Raw genomic sequence first — 15537 nt, 5'->3', positions numbered from 1 at the left:
CCTTAAATAAATTAGATTAACACGTTGTTTGGTTTAATATTGTCGCACTTATAAACTAACTATTAATAGATTTCATATGGACGGCATCTTTACTGTTAGCTATGGCTAGCATTAAAGATGTCGTTTTTCTATCTAACCTTCTACTAAAAAATTAAAATATTATTTATCTTAATTTTCAGAAAATAAGTATTTATTTACTAGGAAAAATAGTCTACTATTAGATAAAAGCTGTAAATTATATGGAAAGTTTTAAGGCGGAATTGACAATGAAAAGGAGGTTCAAAATGAAAAAATTGCTGTTATTGTTTATTGGTGCGGTCCTGCTGATACCGGTTTCCTTCCATCACACTGCGGAGGCGGCAGACAATACCTTTATGGACGTTAAAAAAATTCCGAGCTCCGATCTCAAAGAGCTGAGAATTTTCGATGATCAGCTGATTACAGCTAACCGTACGTCCTCGAGACATGTCGTCCGAATTTCTTCTTACAGCAAAACGGGTGAGTTGAATTGGGAAATTTCCGGGAGCGGTCCAGGTCCTTATGCGATAGCAGAAGACCGATTTGTAACGATGAATCGAAACCTGGATCTGATGGAGATCCATTCCACTAAGACTGGAGAAGTTTTAAAAACGGTCAAAGCGGCAATTCCTGACACGATCCCGAAAATTTATATCAATGAGAAATATATAATTCTTTCCACTATCTCTGGCGGCGAATTTTATTCGAGCGGTTTTACGGTTTACGACATCAACGGGAAATATCTTTTCCGGGGCAAGGCTGACGGTTTTCTAGGAGGTGCGCTTTTCAAAGATTCTTTTGTGTATCAGGATTTTAAAGGGGTCAATTTTGTGCATCTTCCTGCTCGGCAGCAAGTGTGGCATGTGCCGTTGGAAGCCAAATGGACCCATGAACATACCTTGATGCCTGTAGACAATGTCATTTTTCCCCGGGGCTTTGAGAAAAAGGCCGGAACGGATCCAGCACTTGAAAATGAAATCATGCTTGCGGTTGACGTGAGGACGGGCACGGTTCTTGATAAAAAAGATTTTGGAAAATATGAGGACCAAACATTCACGCAGTTCAAGGAGTTCGGATTTCTCGTGAATCATTATGCAGAAGACATTTTCAATTTCTATCATTTTGATGGAACGAAGAAAATGACTCTTCAAATGGAATCGCCGGCCATCAAGCAATTAAAAGAGGAAAATTTTGTCTCGGGGGTTTATTACAATTCATATTCCGATCTCATCGCTTCGCAGCAAGGCCTGTACTACTTTAAGAGCTATATTGACACAGAAGACCGGTATGTTTTTTCATCCATTAAGGGATTAGATAAAACAGGGAATGTAAAGTTTGAAAAAGTGCTGGATGACATTGTGTATGATATCGCAACGACGGATTCGGATAAACTATTTGCCATAAGAGGGGAGAATAAGAAAATCCCGGATCGCTCCTTTGGACTGAATGTCTACGATCCGGATGGCGCCTTACTGGATACCATCGAAACGGAGTATATCGAGCATTTACAGTCAGACGGCTCTAATGTCTACGGTTACGGCGAGAGTCGGCTTTATATCTTCCAGGAAAGTGAACCAAAGAAAGATGAAACGGCGCCAAGCGCTCCGTCCGTCAATGCATTAGACAGCACCGATACCACGATGACCGGAAAAGCCGAATCGGGAACGAAAGTCTACGCTTATGCGGGAGACGGCAAGATTGGGGAAGCGACAGCTGTCTGGGGGGCCTTTAGCGGCCGTATTTCAAGGGTGCCTTCAGGTGCAGAGATAACCGTAGTTGCAGTGGACAAAGCCGGCAATCAAAGTGAGGAAAAAATCGTCAAAGTAATCGATAAGACGCCGCCGCCTGTGCCAAGCGTCGATCCGGTCGGCGATAATTCAGTTACCGTGAGCGGGAAAGCCGAGTCAGGCGCCAAGGTCCATGTGTATGCAGGAAGCAAGAAACTGGGAGAAGCGCCGGCGAAGAGCGGAAAGTACGCTTTAAAAATTGCCAAGCAGAAAGTGGGAACAACGATCACTGCCCATGCCATTGACCCAGCGAAAAACAAAAGCAGCAATAAAAACGTGAAAGTTGTCGATAAGACAGCTCCAACCGTTCCGACGGTCAATTCTATATCCAGCAAAACCACAGCAGTTTCCGGCAAAGCCGAAAAGAGTGCCGCTTTATTCATCTACAACGGCACGAAGAAAATCGGACAAGGGACAGTTGACAGCAAAGGAAACTTCAAAGTGAAAATCACTGCACAGAAAAAAGGTTCTTCGTTGAAGCTCTATGCCCAGGACAAGGCAGGGAATAAGAGTTTGAACAAAACGGTGAAGGTGAATTAATAGGTAAGGATAGAAAAAATAAAACTTTTAGAAGCTCATCCTAAACGGTAAAGGGGTGAGCTTCTTTTTCATTTTTCTATAATGTTCCGCCAATTTGAAGAAGAGGCATTAAATATTGGTTGAAATTATCTAAAAAGTTTGACATTATATGATATCCAAAATATACTTTCATTATCAAAATGTTACGAAACGAAAGGGTGTGAAGAGAAAGCCTTTCTTTTTGTTTATCATATCGATTTTCTTGTTACTTAATGTCCTTATTTAAGATGGATAAAAACGAAAGGCTGAGAAAGTAGGCGCTTTGCGGTTTGGCCAAAAAAATGACAGGAGGAAACAACATGACGTTTTGGATCACCAGCAGCATTGTATTGTTTTTGGTCGTTGTGATTTCCGCTTATGGCCCGTTGTTCGGATTGTATGGTGAAATGGTTCACAAAGAAGAAGAGGAGGAACGGGAATGAACATTCCGTGGGGGAACATCATTGTCATCTTGATCCTGGGCGTGATTTTCATTGTATCGAGTTGGTTCATCTCACGGAAAGTATCTACAGCCGATGAATACATTTCCGGAAACGGCAAGCTTGGCGTAGCGTTCGGAACGACGTCTCTTCTGGCTTTCTGGATTACGGGGAATACGATTATGGCTGCCCCGGAAGCGGCATACGGACTGGGTGTGATTGGCGCGATTGCGTATTCATTCCTTGGCGGCGTTGCAGTCGTGTCGTTTTCGCCTTTAGGCAAGCGCATTCATGAAATCATTCCGCATGGCAAGACAGTGGGGGACTTCTATAAAAACCGCTTTGATAAGAAGAACTATTATTTCTTTATGATTATGCTGTTTATCTATATGTTCGGATTGCTGATGACTCAAGGAATCGGCGGCGGGCTGTTGCTGGAACAGATTTTTGATGTCCCTTATTCGTTGGCGGTTATACTGACGTTTATCATCGTTATCGCTTACGCCACAATGGGCGGTTTTTCTTCCATTACAGGCATCGCTTTTTTCCAGGTCATGCTGATTTTCCTGGTGGTTATTGTCGTGCCGCCGCTTGTGTATTTTTCCACCGGCGTCGCACCGATTTATAGGGGGATGGCTGAGTTTGCCCCTGAGAAATTGGACCTGCTTTTGCCGGCGGGAATCTTGTTCATGTTTGCCGGGGCGATGTTCGCCATTGGTGAAGTGTTCATGGACAACACATTCTGGCAGCGTGCTTATGCAGTACGAAAAGATAAGTTGATGAGTATTTTCGCTTTAGCAGGCATCGGCTGGTTTTTCGTGCCGCTTGCCACAGCTACGCTGGCTTTTGTCGCCATCGGCACTAATCAGGCACCGGAAGAAGTCAACCAGGTGGCGCCTTTTATCGCACAGATTTACGGCGGCAACTTCGTCAGCTGGGTGTTCTTGGTCGGGGTCTGGTCCGCCTTGGCTTCCACCATTGCTGCTATCCTGAATGCCTTAGTGTCGCTCTTGATTCATGATATCTACCAAAGCATCAACCCCCATGCAGACAACGCAAAACTGCTCCGCATCAGTAAAATCCTAACGGTAGCTATCGGAGTCTTGGCATTACTGATCAGTTTGCCGAAATTCCTGACGATGCTGCAGATGCTGATTTTCCTGGGCGTCATCAATGCGGCGTTCGTGTTTCCCATCATCTACGGTTTGTTCTGGAAAAAGCTTGATGCCACGGTCGCTTTCATCGCTTCGATTTTAGCCATCGTCGTGGGCTATGTGGTGTATTACACCGTCGGCGATTTACAGGGAGTGGTAGCGAGCGGCTGGGTTTCATTCCTCGTGTGCTGGGTCGGAAGCTTAGTGAAACCGGCCGACTACAATTGGAGTAAACTTTACCGGGTCGGACAAAGCCAGGCAACGGAGGTGAAACGTAAATGACGATTTCACTTGGCGTTTTTACCGTTTTGATCTGGGTCAGCATATTGGGTTCGGCGCTTTTGATGCTGACGATATTCGGCTATTTCCTTTACGAATTAAGAAAGAAAAAAATCTGGTGAACCTTAGGAGGGGTTGGATGTTAAAACTCAATACATTCTCAATCACAGCACGGGATGAGAAAACGGGCCAGTTCGGAGTGGCCGTTTCGACGAAAGTGCCGGCGGTAGGCTGCCTTTGCCCGTTCGTAAAAGCGGGAGTCGGGGCCATTGCCACCCAGTCGTTCGTGAATCCGTATATCGGCATCAATGGCTTGAAGTATTTGGAGGAAGGCTTGTCTGCCCAGCAAGTGATGGAGCGAATTTTGCAGGAAGACCCGGAACCGGCAATCCGCCAGTTCGGCATTGTTGATAAACAAGGCAATGCTGTCGCATTTTCCGGCGACAAGTGCGACGGCTGGTACGGCCATGTGACGGGATCAAACTACGCCATTGCCGGGAATATGCTGGTCGGCGAAGAGACCATCCAGGAAATGAAGAAATCTTTCGACAGCACATCTGAGCTGACGTTGGCTGAACGCTTGATTGCCGCGATGGAAGCGGGGCAAGCTGCCGGTGGCGACAAGCGAGGCCGGCAATCGGCTTCCTTGAAAGTCTTTTCCACCGAAGAATACCCGCTCGTCGATCTGCGGGTGGATGAACATCCGGACCCGGTCAAAGAACTTCGCCGTATTTTTGAAGTGGCTCAAAAAGAACTCTTTCCGTTTGTGGAAATGCTCCCGACGTTGAAGAATCCAGCAGGGAAGTTCGATTTTGAGTCTTCCCGGGAGATGGGTTTGCTGCAGGACGAGGGTTGAATCATTTAGAAACATGAAGAAAACCATCTGAGGACTATTAAATCCTCAGATGGTTTTTGATTTTCAGGCGTATTTGATTTTATTTACAAGATTCCTATCTGATTTTTACAATATTGGGCACGAGTTTGGAGACCACTCGTGGTGGACCTGGTAAGCACTATCCCAATAAATTGAATTTATGACCCTATACGTACCGAAAGTACCGTCAACAGAAGAGACAGTTAATGGCTCGTTAGTTTTCAAATTGAACCAGCCGCCGGCAATTCCATTTGGAGTTGCGAGAGCATAAGCAGAGGTCATTTCATCCGATACTAAAATCCACTCGTTTCCCACTAAGCGATATAGAGTAGGAGCCCAGATGATGAGTTCATTCGCATCACCCCAAGAGCGCACAAAGCTAGGAGGAAAAGCATGGACCTTACCATATCCATAATTCCCTGAAGTTGACTCGCATGAAATAGTTGAAACCGTATGGCCTGGCCATGGATTCCCTTCTAAATCGGCTAATGCTGGCTGCGAGATTAAACTAAAGGCAACAGCAAGAAATATAGCAGAAATCCATTTAGTTATTCTTGAGCCTTTCATCGTTACTCTCTCCAATCTACGCATATCGATTGTTTTGCAATCGATGCGTTAACTTTGCTGAAGCAGGCAGAAGCATCCTCGACAAAAAGGTCAGCTTTTTCTTATAAACTAGATTGGTCGAATATAGCAGGTAGTATAAACACCTCCTGAAAAACTGATAAGGGACGTTTCCTTAGAATTGCAGAACCCGGGGAATTTTGAAGACTAGTTGATTGTGCTAGCAGATTGTTCAGTGAAAAATCTTTTTTAACGGTTTATTGCAGCTATTATGTATTACTTAAAGTATCCACCTATAGCCATGAAGTGTCAATATAAAATTTATAATATTCTGATAATTTAATGCAATACTGATATTCTGAACAAAGAGAAAGCTACTATGTAAATTAGTAACAAAACGTCTAAGATCTGTGTTAATAATTCTAAGTATTTTAATTGATATGAATTATTCTGAAGCAGAAACGAGTGAGTACGGTTCCTATTTTCCGATGATGGTAATCGAAGAGAAATTAAACTACTAAGTGAAACATTTCTTAAACGAAAAACCTTTGATTTATTGACGTGAAGAATGAAAAGTAGAAATGATACAGAATCAAATCAAAAGAACGCTCTTCCAACAATCATATTGTCGGAAAAGCGTTCTTTTAATTGAACAGCGATCGGAATTTGAAATTCGATGGGTAGTCTACACAAATTGAAAAGTATCTTTAATTACCTAACGGTGAAATCAGGGAATTGTTTTAAAAAAAGCATTCTTTCCAGGTTGAAATGGCTTCCCTGAAAACAGTGATGCAGCAAGTGAGGATTTCTCGCTAATCTTTTGGAATAGGACAGGAAGCGCAATGCCGACAATGGTGAAAACCAGCCAATTGTAATTCGGCCAAAAAGCCAGCAAGGCAATATTGAATGGCAAATGCAGATACATGATAGGCAACGTCATCTGGCCTAGTTGAGAAAGGTGTTTAGCAGCCGGTATTTTCGCTAACCCAAAACTCATTTGAAACAAAACAAAACTGAAAAGGACGGGTATGAACAAATCCATTGCCCAATCCGTATAGACACGGTATTTCATATCCAAGGTATAATCGATGCCATAAAGAACTTCATAGGTGAGGGTGATCAAGAACAAAACGGTTGTAAAGATCAAAAGATAAGTACTCCGTAAGAAGTCTTTCCCGAACGTTTTTATGTACCAGCCAATAGAATAATAGACAATAGCCAATAACGCGACATCTGCATTTAATGGAATGGCAATATCGCTGGATAAGAAGGCGGATTCCAGATGCGCAAGCACATAGCAAGATGCTATTAGTAGTAAGCGCATAATATGTGATTTAAAGAGCAATAGAATGAAAGCGAATAAAACTTGAGTGACCAGCAAACAAGTGATAAACCAAAAGACACCGAAATAACCTGTGAGCTCTTGTCCACCGTAAATCAAATTCATAAAAATTTCCCCTGCTGCAGTTAAATTAAACTTGCCTAAGTATGAAGAAATCAGACTGTATATGATAAATATGAGAACCCCAAAAGAGAGGTAGGGCAATAACGATCTGTAAGCCACTCGTTTAGTCCATGCCTTAAAGTCTTTCTTAGTGGTAATTTCTTTGAATGTATAGCCGCTCAAAATAAAAAATAGCGGCATGTGGAACCAGAAAAAATAATGGTATGCAAAATCATTTCCGGAATGGCTAATGACCACGACTATGATTCCTAAGCCTTTCGCTATATCAATCCAAGTTTCTCGTTCTTTCACCTTAAGTCCTCCAAAATTTCTAGTATCTGTTAATATTAACAGATACATTGTATTACAGTATAATAATTTTACGCTTTTTCAAGAAAACTAGAGGAAGACCAAATAAAACATATTCGACTTGTCGAGGGGGAATAAAGAATGAACATCTTATTGATTGGCGACAGTGGCCACGCCAAAGTGATTACGGATATCGTTAATTCTTCCGGCAATCAAGTGGTGGCAAAGCTGAATGATAAATACGCTGAGCTGTTTAAAGAAGATGGCTGCTGGTTCGGGCCGGTTTCCGAAGTACATAGCCTGATTGAAAAAGAGCAGGCTAAAGTGATTGTGGCGATTGGGGCAAACTCGGTGAGAAGAAAAATCGTTGAGGGTCTGGCGCTAAACGCCGATCAATATGCGACCGCCATCCACAAAGATGCCATTGTCAGCCCGAGCGCCGCCATTGGGCACGGCACTGTCGTAATGCCGGGAGCGGTGATAAATGCAGCGGCAATTGTCGGCGATCATGCAATTATAAATTCACGTTCAGTAGTTGAACATGATTGTATTGCGGAAAACTATGTCCATGTGTCTCCTGGTGCAACAGTGGCAGGAGTGGCTAAACTTGGAGAAGGAGTCTTGATCGAGGCGGGCGCAAGTGTAACTGCGACAAAAGAAATTGGCCAGTGGAGCATTGTCCGTGCCGGATCGGCTGTGATAGAGAATGTTGGAGCGTATACGACTGTTATGGGAGTGCCAGCTCGGGAGATTACTTTAGAAGCGAATGAGTTGAAGCTATAAAGCTCAAATGAGTAACAGAGAAGAATTAAAGATGTTTAGTGGTGACTGAGACAGTGAGAGATGAAAATATACCTTCAATAATTCAAGGCGAAAAGATGGTTTCGGAACTTCGAAGCCATCTTTTTTTATTGCTTAAATATTATGCTTTACCCATATTTAACCTTTCCTCAATAGAATGTATACAATGGGATTTTCAGCTTCATTAATTTGCCGCAACAGGTTAAGGAAAGACAATAACCAGACAAAGGTGCAATGGGAATTTGTTTCGTACACTACAGGTATTTCTAAAAAATACCTTAATAAAAAGGGGAACAACTGATGAAGAGATTCTCTCTAATGAACTTTATGTTGATGCTTATCATAGTGGCGCTTCTGTCTGCATGTGGAAAGAGTGAACCGGAGAGCAGTCAAGCTGTCGAAAAAGCAGTGGCTGAAGAAAAGAAAATACTAAGAATCGTGACAGACGGTGCCTATGCGCCGATGGAGTATATGGAGGGCGAAGAAGTCATCGGATTCGGGGTTGATTTTGCAAAAGCTGTTGCACTGGAAGCGGGTTATGAAGCGGATATCGAAGCAGTCGGCTGGGAACCAATGTTTGAGGAAATCGAAAGGAAAACAGCGGATATGGCAATTTCTTCTATCACAATTACTGATCAGAGGAAACAGACATTTGATTTTTCTGTTCCCTATTATTTGTCCACACACAAAATTATGGTTTCCAAAGGTAGTGGCGTAGAGAGCGGTACCGATTTGAAAGGAAAGAAGATGGCCGTGTTGAACGGTTCAACAGGGCAGACAACGGCAAAAAGCATTGCAGGAGAAAATAGTCGAGATGTCTTGAAGTTTGCAGACCATAACTTGGCCATCCAGGAGCTGCTGAAAGGCCGTGCGGACGCAGTCATCGCTGATAATGCCGTAATAGAGTATTATGTGAAAATGCACCCGGAACAAGATTTAAAAGCCGTTACGGACGATAGCTTTGAAAATGAATTTTATGGCGTCTTATTCCCAAAAGGCAGCGGCTTAAAACCGGAAATCGATGAAGCCATTAATATCCTCCTCGATAACGGGAAGTATGCAGAAATCTATGGAAAATGGTTCGGCATAGCACCGGATATCGAGACTTTGAAAGCACAACAATTAAAGTGAATTAAGCAGACTTGCGTAACTCTTATGACTGGAGCCGCGGAATATCTGTCTAAAGAAGTTTTAAACAAAGTGAAGATTTGTCAATTCTGCCTTGCGTGTGACAGCAGAATACAGAAAGTGCGGCCAGCCTATAGATTTTCGTATTCATTTGATTGTAGAAGATTTCCCCTTTTTCCTGGAAGGAGCTTTACGATCCACTTTGATTTTTCATGGAAAGAAAGATATCTATATTTGTCTTATTTATTTGAAAAAAGTTTTCTGAACTTTATATACAATTATGGTGTGTACTGATAAAATTTAGATAAATGACAAGAAATTATCCTTATTAAACAAAAAAATATCTTAACTACAGTTCCTGGGGAGGCGATTGATTGACGTTTGAACAGTTGATGAAAGCTCATTTAGCGGATTATAAGGTTAGAAAATTGGCTATAACTGGACATGAAACGTGGAGGAATGGCAAGAAGAAGTATTATCATATTCTTCCAGCCAGCCAGAGGGATTTGAATTTCCTTAGCAATTATAGGGCGGACATCCAAAAGTATATTAATGATAAACGTGTTAAACTGCATCAATATTTTCATCATCTGAATTCTTCTCAAGCTGTCTGCTTTAATTTCTTCTACCCCTTGATTGCAGAAAACCAATTGCCTTTACTGCTTAAGGCATTGCAGTTGGACGGCGAGGAAGTTGAAAATTGGAAGTTTGAAAAAATGATGGGTGAAGGTGAAAGGACTAATTTTGATTTTTACCTGAAATTGAAATCCGGCCGAGAAGTGCTTTTTGAAATCAAATATACAGAAAATGGTTTTGGTAAAGTCACTAACCATATTAAATATGAAGAGCAGTATCAGAATGTTTATCAAAAAATGCTGGCAGGTAAAATCCGTCCGGAAATCGAGGAACGTGCTGCTTTAAAAAAGAATTATCAATTGCTGCGAAATATCGCTTATATAGAGCCGGAAGGTAATAGGCTATTGGTGGTCATTTGTCCGGAGCACAATAAAAAGCTGCATAAGGAATATAACTTAGTGATCGATCACATTGTAGAGCCGAGATTGCATAAAAATATTCAGATGATTACCTGGGAATTATTGCTTGAGCAGATAAATAATCAGCTGTTGTCAGATCAGAAAATCCCCGGCAAGCTAGTTGATCATTACCGGGAATTTGAAGAGAAGTATTTTCCAAGCCAGACCATCCAAAATTAACTTACTATAGGAGGAAGAGGATGGGGAAACGAATAGCGGTAAGGTATATGGTGCTGCCAGGAATACAAAAAGGCGTAAGTGGGTTCTATGAAAATGTGGAAGATTCCAATTGCGTGAAACCGAACAAGCCATACGAAAGCGGAGTATGCCATACGATTGGAGACGAACTGGACATGCTGGCGCTGCTTGTCGGATTTAAGACGAGAGAGGATTTTGCCAAAGAACATAAGAGCGGTGGCTGGCTTAACGCTTACGGAGAGAAATTGTCGGAGCATGTGAAAGCAGTTTTGGAAACGAAAGGCTTGGGATGGATGGTCAACGACGAATTGGTCCATTTCTATTCACCGCCTGGGGAGTTCGTACTGTGGCCCAAGAGCAAATACAAAAATAAACTGACATGAAATAAAACCGCCGCTTTCTTCATATACAGAAGAAGCGGCGGTTTGGTTTTTTATTAGTTCGGGCTGACCAAGATTTTGGCCTGGCTCTTGTCCTGTGTTAGCAGTTCTAATCCTTCTTCGACCAGATTGTCGAGTTTGATCTGTTTGGTGATGACTTTTTTGACGTCGAGCTTGCCTTCGGAAATGGCTTTGATGACAGGCGGGAAGTCGTTGGCATAGGCAAGTGTGAATTCGATTTTGGCTTCTTTGAATAACAGCGAGTTCGGGTCAATCGTGATGTTCTGAGAAAAGCCGGCTACTACCAGCAAGGTCCCTTTCTTTTTCAGGGAAGCTAGTGCTGCAGTAAATGTTGGCTGTGCGCCTGCTGCTTCAAAAGCGACTTCCACGCCTTTGCCTGTGATGGCCATGATTTTCTCAGCCGCATCTTCATCTTTTGGATTGATGGTATAAGTTGCCCCGAGTTCTTTCGCTTTTTCCAAACGTTCCTGGGAAATGTCGATCACAAAGGTTTCGGCCGCACCGGCCGCTTGTGCACACAATAGCAGTAAGAGGCCAATCGGTCCTGCGCCGAATACTGCGGCAGAATCGCCGAACTTCAAGCCGCTCTTTTTGACGGCATGGAAAGCGACAGCAGTAGGCTCAACGAGTGCTCCTTCTTCGAGTGATACATTGTCCGGCAGTTTATGAAAATACTTGGCATCCGCAACAGCATACTCAGCGAATCCGCCATCCGAGCTTAAGCCGAGGAACCCAACATTTGAAACTTCGCATAAATTATAATCGCCTTTTCGGCAAAATTCGCATTGTCCGCAGTACAGCACCGGTTCAATCGCCACTTTGTCGCCTACCGCTACATGGCTGACACCTTCGCCGACTTCTTCCACTGTACCGGCAAACTCATGGCCGAGTACCAAAGGCACTTTTCTCTGTGAAATCGGGTGTTCTTCGTAAGCGACGCCGAGCCCGTGATGATAGGCATGCAAATCACTTCCGCAGATGCCTGTCCAAGCGACTTTTACTTTCACTTTTCCAGGAGTGACTTCCGCAACTTCAAACTCTTCGATCCGTACATCTTTCTCTCCATAGATTACCGCAGCTTTCATTTTCCGACACGTCCTTTCAGATTTTGAACAACTCGTCGATCTCATCTGCTATGGCATATGTAGAGATGCACAAAACAGCATCCTTTTTCATTATAATTATAATTGAATTTTCAGTCAAATTAAGTTTAATTTAAAAATGTGAAGTTAAGGTAAAAAGACGATTCGGGTTTCAACCGGGCTAAAGCAGGCAATGTATAGTGGAGGAATCATTTTAAAGATGTCGAAGTAAAATTGTGAAAGGGGATGAAAGACATGAGTATGCAACAAATCGCCGCGAATGACTTAGTGAGAGATGAATATGGCAATTATTACGAAGTGGTAGGTGTACATACAGAAGGAGAGACCTTAAAGGCGCTTGAGGTATCAAACTTGTATTTTGAAATCTCATTCCGCAGTCCTTCGGATAGCGAAAGCTTGGGGGAGGAATACAAAGGCAAACCAATCGGTGTTTTCTTGCAGGACCAGCTGAATGCCTATGTGGATGAAATTCAGAAACGGGAACGGCCGATTTACGGAATACGCGATTTGATGGTCAACCGGATCAAAGTTTATGCGGTGGACATCACGCAGCCGCATCCAAAGCGAAACCAGACAGTTTGATTTTTTAATAAGTGGATAGAGAACTGGCCATCTTCATGGAAATGATTCTGAAGGTGGCTTTTATCATGTGGTTTCAATCACGCAGTTCTCATTGATATGTTCGGCATCTTAAAGGAGGAAACCTGTGAAAGTCTTCAAAATCTACTTCCTAGTCAATAGCAGTATGATTTTGGGCCATATCGCATTATATCTGGTGTCAGTGATGGGACTCGGAAGCGGCAATGCAGATGCACCGAGAAGTGAAGTCATTAACATTCTGCTTTTTATGGCAGCACTCGGAGCTTCCCCAAATTTGCTTTTGTTTCTGGCGGGTTTGATCAAAAGAAAACAGGTCAAAGAAAATGCCTTATGGGCCTCAGCGTTCACCACCATTGTGCTATTGGGATACCTAATCGTGTTTTGGCCGCTGGCGATGGAATATACAACATAGAGGCAGGAATCTAACTCTTTTGGATTTAGTGAATCAAGTAGGGAGCGTTCATCTCGATAAGTAGTTCATTTATAGGTTCATCGGCTCATCTAATAGGGTTTTTGATTCAGTCCAATCTTTTTTATCGTATTTTCTTCCATCAATATGATTAATAATGCATATTCAGTTTTCTGCGGTGAATAGGTATTATTTTCACTATAGGATGGAAATGGAGTGAGCGCGTTATGATTAGCTTTTACAAACTGAGATTGACGTGGCTGGAAATGATTCATGCCGATGCCCGATGCCCGAAAATGAAAAAGAAATTAGAAACAAAAATAGAGTATTATAAACAAAGAATGCAAGAGCTTGATCATCTAAGCAGCCACCTTCGAAGTTAACGCTTCCGGAGGCGGCTGCTTTTTACATTGGAAAAATCTTTAAAGGGCTGCATAGCAATAAATGCCGGAAGAATACACTGGTTTCGCAAGTAAATATCTGACATGTTTAGTTTCATTTTGATGGGGAAAAGAACCATATCGAGAAAAGAAAAATGGAAAATATAAACTATTAGGAAGAAGGGTTTCTATTTGGGCTTAAATCCTATTGTATTGGTTATCATCATTTTCATGATCAGTATCGTTTATGTGACGCTGTCGACGGTCCGGATGATTTTGATGATGAAAGGCTATCGGTATTTGGCAGCTGGCTTGTCCGTATTCGAAGTTATCATCAATATCCTGGGCTTGGGGCTAGTACTCGAAAACATTTCCGAAATCCAGAATTTGATTTCGTATGCGGTTGGCTTCGGCGCAGGGATTGTCGTCGGTTCAATCATCGAAGACAAACTGACGCTCGGCTATGTGACCGCGACGGTAGTGTCTCCGGATAATTCCGACCACTTGTCAAAGCAATTGCGGGGGCTTGGCTACGGCGTGACGGATTGGGAGACGAACGGGCATGAAGGGCCGCGCCGCTCGCTGCAGATCCTGACACCGAAGAAACGCGAATTGAAATTGTATCAGACGATCAAAGAGCTGGAACCGCAGGCATTTGTGGTCGCCAATGATTCGAAGACGATTCACGGCGGGTTCTGGATCCGGACTGTGAGAGGGAGAAGAATGTCTCATTGATCTTCAATAAGTTTGTCAGCCAGAAACAGTAGAAATTTTATGATAGAAGTGAAAAATCAGCTGCAACTCATAAAGAGAGCAGTTGATTTTTTGTTTTTTCAAGCTTTGGAATCCAGCAAATTTCTAAAACCATCTGTTCATTTGAATTGACGGAATATTCCTATTACTTTATGATGGAGAAGAATTTTGGCAATTCAAGCAAACTGAAAAAAGGGGATGGGAAATTGATTATTGATAAAGTGTTTTCGACTGTGGACGTTCATGTAGCCGGGGAACCGCTGCGGATTATTACGGGAGGGCTGCCGGATATTAAAGGCGGGACGCAGCTCGAACGTCGCGCTTATTGCATGGAACATCTGGATGATCTGCGGAAAGTGCTGATGCTGGAGCCGCGCGGACATCATGGCATGTACGGCTGCATCATCACGCCGCCGGCAAGCCCGCATGCCGATTTTGGTGTGCTGTTTTTGCATAACGAAGGCTGGAGCACGATGTGCGGGCATGGCATTATCGGGGTGATTACCATGGGGATTGAAACCGGCCGTTTCAAAGTGACGGAGGAAAACCAGAAATTCATCATCGACAGCCCGGCAGGTGAAGTGGTGGCTTATGCGAAATGCCGGGGTTCTGTCGTTGAGTCCGTATCGTTTGAGAATGTCCCGTCATTCGTTCTGAAAAAAGATTTGCCGATTGAACTGGAAGGGCGCAAGTTTACAGTGGATATCGCTTTCGGCGGAGCATTTTACGCTGTGGTCGACAGCAAAAGCCTCGGCTTGGCCGTCAATAATGAGGATTTGCCAGCTATCCAGAAATGGGGGACAAAAATCAAAAACTATATTGAAGCCAAAATGGACATTGTCCATCCGTTGGAAAAAGGGCTGCACGGGATTTACGGGGTAATCTTTTCAGATGATCCGGTGTCCCCGAAAGCAGACTTGCGCAATGTGACAATTTTCGCTGACGAACAAGTCGACCGTTCTCCGTGCGGGACCGGCACGTGTGCAAGGCTCGCTACGCTGTACGCAAATGGCACATTGGATGAGAACGACCGTTTTGTCCATGAAAGCATTACAGGGGGGCACTTTACCGGGGAAGTGCTGTCGGTCGGGGAAGTGGATACATACGAAGCGGTCGTGCCGAAAGTCACGGGACAAGCTTTTTTGACCGGTATCCACCAATTCTTTTTAGATCCGAGAGACACGTTGCCGGAAGGGTTTTTATTGGAACAAAAAGAAGCTTCAAAAAGCAAAGATGCATCCGCGCATTGATTGCCGGATTTTCCAAAGCTGCAGAAATTAAAAACAGCTGCCATTCACCTATT

16 protein-coding genes are annotated in these 15537 nt (G+C 43.3%); 13 read left to right on the top strand and 3 right to left on the bottom strand.

Annotated features, from left to right (window positions below):
• Positions 1–284 precede the first annotated feature (284 nt).
• The 5 genes from ACSFXN_RS00945 to ACSFXN_RS00925 all read left to right on the top strand — a co-directional run bounded on the left by ACSFXN_RS00945 (position 285) and on the right by ACSFXN_RS00925 (position 5092).
• Positions 285–2345 carry an Ig-like domain-containing protein gene (locus ACSFXN_RS00945; protein ID WP_437148333.1) on the top strand — a complete coding sequence of 687 codons (2061 nt, stop codon included), beginning with the start codon at positions 285–287 and terminating at the stop codon, positions 2343–2345.
• 338 nt (positions 2346–2683) lie between these two features.
• The gene (locus ACSFXN_RS00940; RefSeq protein WP_300990026.1) at positions 2684–2806 is read left to right on the top strand and encodes a hypothetical protein; all 123 of its coding nucleotides are present in this window, start codon (positions 2684–2686) and stop codon (positions 2804–2806) included.
• Positions 2803–4239 carry a sodium:solute symporter family transporter gene (locus tag ACSFXN_RS00935; protein WP_437148332.1) on the top strand — a complete coding sequence of 479 codons (1437 nt, stop codon included), beginning with the start codon at positions 2803–2805 and terminating at the stop codon, positions 4237–4239. Before ACSFXN_RS00940 ends, ACSFXN_RS00935 begins: the two co-directional genes overlap by 4 nt.
• Positions 4236–4358, top strand: a complete 123-nt coding sequence (locus ACSFXN_RS00930; RefSeq protein WP_437148331.1) for a hypothetical protein — start codon at positions 4236–4238, stop codon at positions 4356–4358. The genes ACSFXN_RS00935 and ACSFXN_RS00930 overlap by 4 nt, the downstream gene beginning before the upstream one ends.
• A gap of 17 nt (positions 4359–4375) precedes the next feature.
• Positions 4376–5092, top strand: coding sequence for a DUF1028 domain-containing protein (locus ACSFXN_RS00925; RefSeq protein ID WP_437148330.1), 717 nt, complete (start codon positions 4376–4378; stop codon positions 5090–5092).
• Positions 5093–5197: 105 nt separating this feature from the next.
• On the opposite strand, the gene ACSFXN_RS00920 is transcribed toward ACSFXN_RS00925, so the two are convergent.
• Both ACSFXN_RS00920 and ACSFXN_RS00915 read right to left on the bottom strand, forming a co-directional pair.
• On the bottom strand, positions 5198–5677 hold the full coding sequence (locus ACSFXN_RS00920; RefSeq protein ID WP_437148329.1) for a hypothetical protein: 480 nt from the start codon (positions 5675–5677) through the stop codon (positions 5198–5200).
• Between the two features lie 724 nt (positions 5678–6401).
• Entirely contained in the window at positions 6402–7430 is a 1029-nt protein-coding gene (locus tag ACSFXN_RS00915; RefSeq protein ID WP_437148328.1) for an acyltransferase family protein, read from the bottom strand.
• A 138-nt stretch (positions 7431–7568) separates the two neighbouring features.
• Between ACSFXN_RS00915 and ACSFXN_RS00910 the strand changes: the two genes are divergently transcribed.
• The 4 genes from ACSFXN_RS00910 (at position 7569) to ACSFXN_RS00895 (ending at position 10971) form a co-directional block, all read left to right on the top strand.
• Positions 7569–8210, top strand: a complete 642-nt coding sequence (locus ACSFXN_RS00910) for a NeuD/PglB/VioB family sugar acetyltransferase (RefSeq protein ID WP_437148327.1) — start codon at positions 7569–7571, stop codon at positions 8208–8210.
• Between the two features lie 318 nt (positions 8211–8528).
• Positions 8529–9359 (top strand): transporter substrate-binding domain-containing protein, encoded by an 831-nt coding sequence (locus ACSFXN_RS00905; RefSeq protein ID WP_437148326.1) that lies wholly within the window; start codon positions 8529–8531, stop codon positions 9357–9359.
• Positions 9360–9748: 389 nt separating this feature from the next.
• A complete protein-coding gene (locus ACSFXN_RS00900; protein WP_437148324.1) occupies positions 9749–10570 on the top strand; it encodes a PGN_0703 family putative restriction endonuclease in 822 nt (273 codons plus the stop codon).
• Between the two features lie 20 nt (positions 10571–10590).
• Entirely contained in the window at positions 10591–10971 is a 381-nt protein-coding gene (locus ACSFXN_RS00895; RefSeq protein WP_437148323.1) for a hypothetical protein, read from the top strand.
• 53 nt (positions 10972–11024) lie between these two features.
• On the opposite strand, the gene ACSFXN_RS00890 is transcribed toward ACSFXN_RS00895, so the two are convergent.
• A complete protein-coding gene (locus tag ACSFXN_RS00890) occupies positions 11025–12074 on the bottom strand; it encodes a 2,3-butanediol dehydrogenase (RefSeq protein WP_437148322.1) in 1050 nt (349 codons plus the stop codon).
• A gap of 252 nt (positions 12075–12326) precedes the next feature.
• Between ACSFXN_RS00890 and ACSFXN_RS00885 the strand changes: the two genes are divergently transcribed.
• From ACSFXN_RS00885 to ACSFXN_RS00870, 4 genes are all read left to right on the top strand, one after another.
• Positions 12327–12674 carry a hypothetical protein gene (locus ACSFXN_RS00885; RefSeq protein ID WP_437148321.1) on the top strand — a complete coding sequence of 116 codons (348 nt, stop codon included), beginning with the start codon at positions 12327–12329 and terminating at the stop codon, positions 12672–12674.
• Positions 12675–12798: 124 nt separating this feature from the next.
• A complete protein-coding gene (locus ACSFXN_RS00880) occupies positions 12799–13104 on the top strand; it encodes a hypothetical protein (protein WP_437148320.1) in 306 nt (101 codons plus the stop codon).
• 569 nt (positions 13105–13673) lie between these two features.
• Entirely contained in the window at positions 13674–14216 is a 543-nt protein-coding gene (locus ACSFXN_RS00875) for a DUF2179 domain-containing protein (RefSeq protein WP_437148319.1), read from the top strand.
• Between the two features lie 224 nt (positions 14217–14440).
• Complete coding sequence (locus ACSFXN_RS00870; RefSeq protein ID WP_437148318.1) at positions 14441–15484, top strand: proline racemase family protein; 1044 nt, start codon at positions 14441–14443, stop codon at positions 15482–15484.
• The last annotated feature ends 53 nt before the right edge of the window (positions 15485–15537 follow it).

The sequence above is a fragment of the Planococcus sp. 1R117A genome (assembly GCF_051417975.1).
Taxonomy (GTDB): Bacteria; Bacillota; Bacilli; order Bacillales_A; family Planococcaceae; genus Planococcus; species Planococcus shenhongbingii.
Note: the sequence above shows the minus strand (reverse complement) of the source record. Positions and strands in the feature narration are given on the sequence as shown.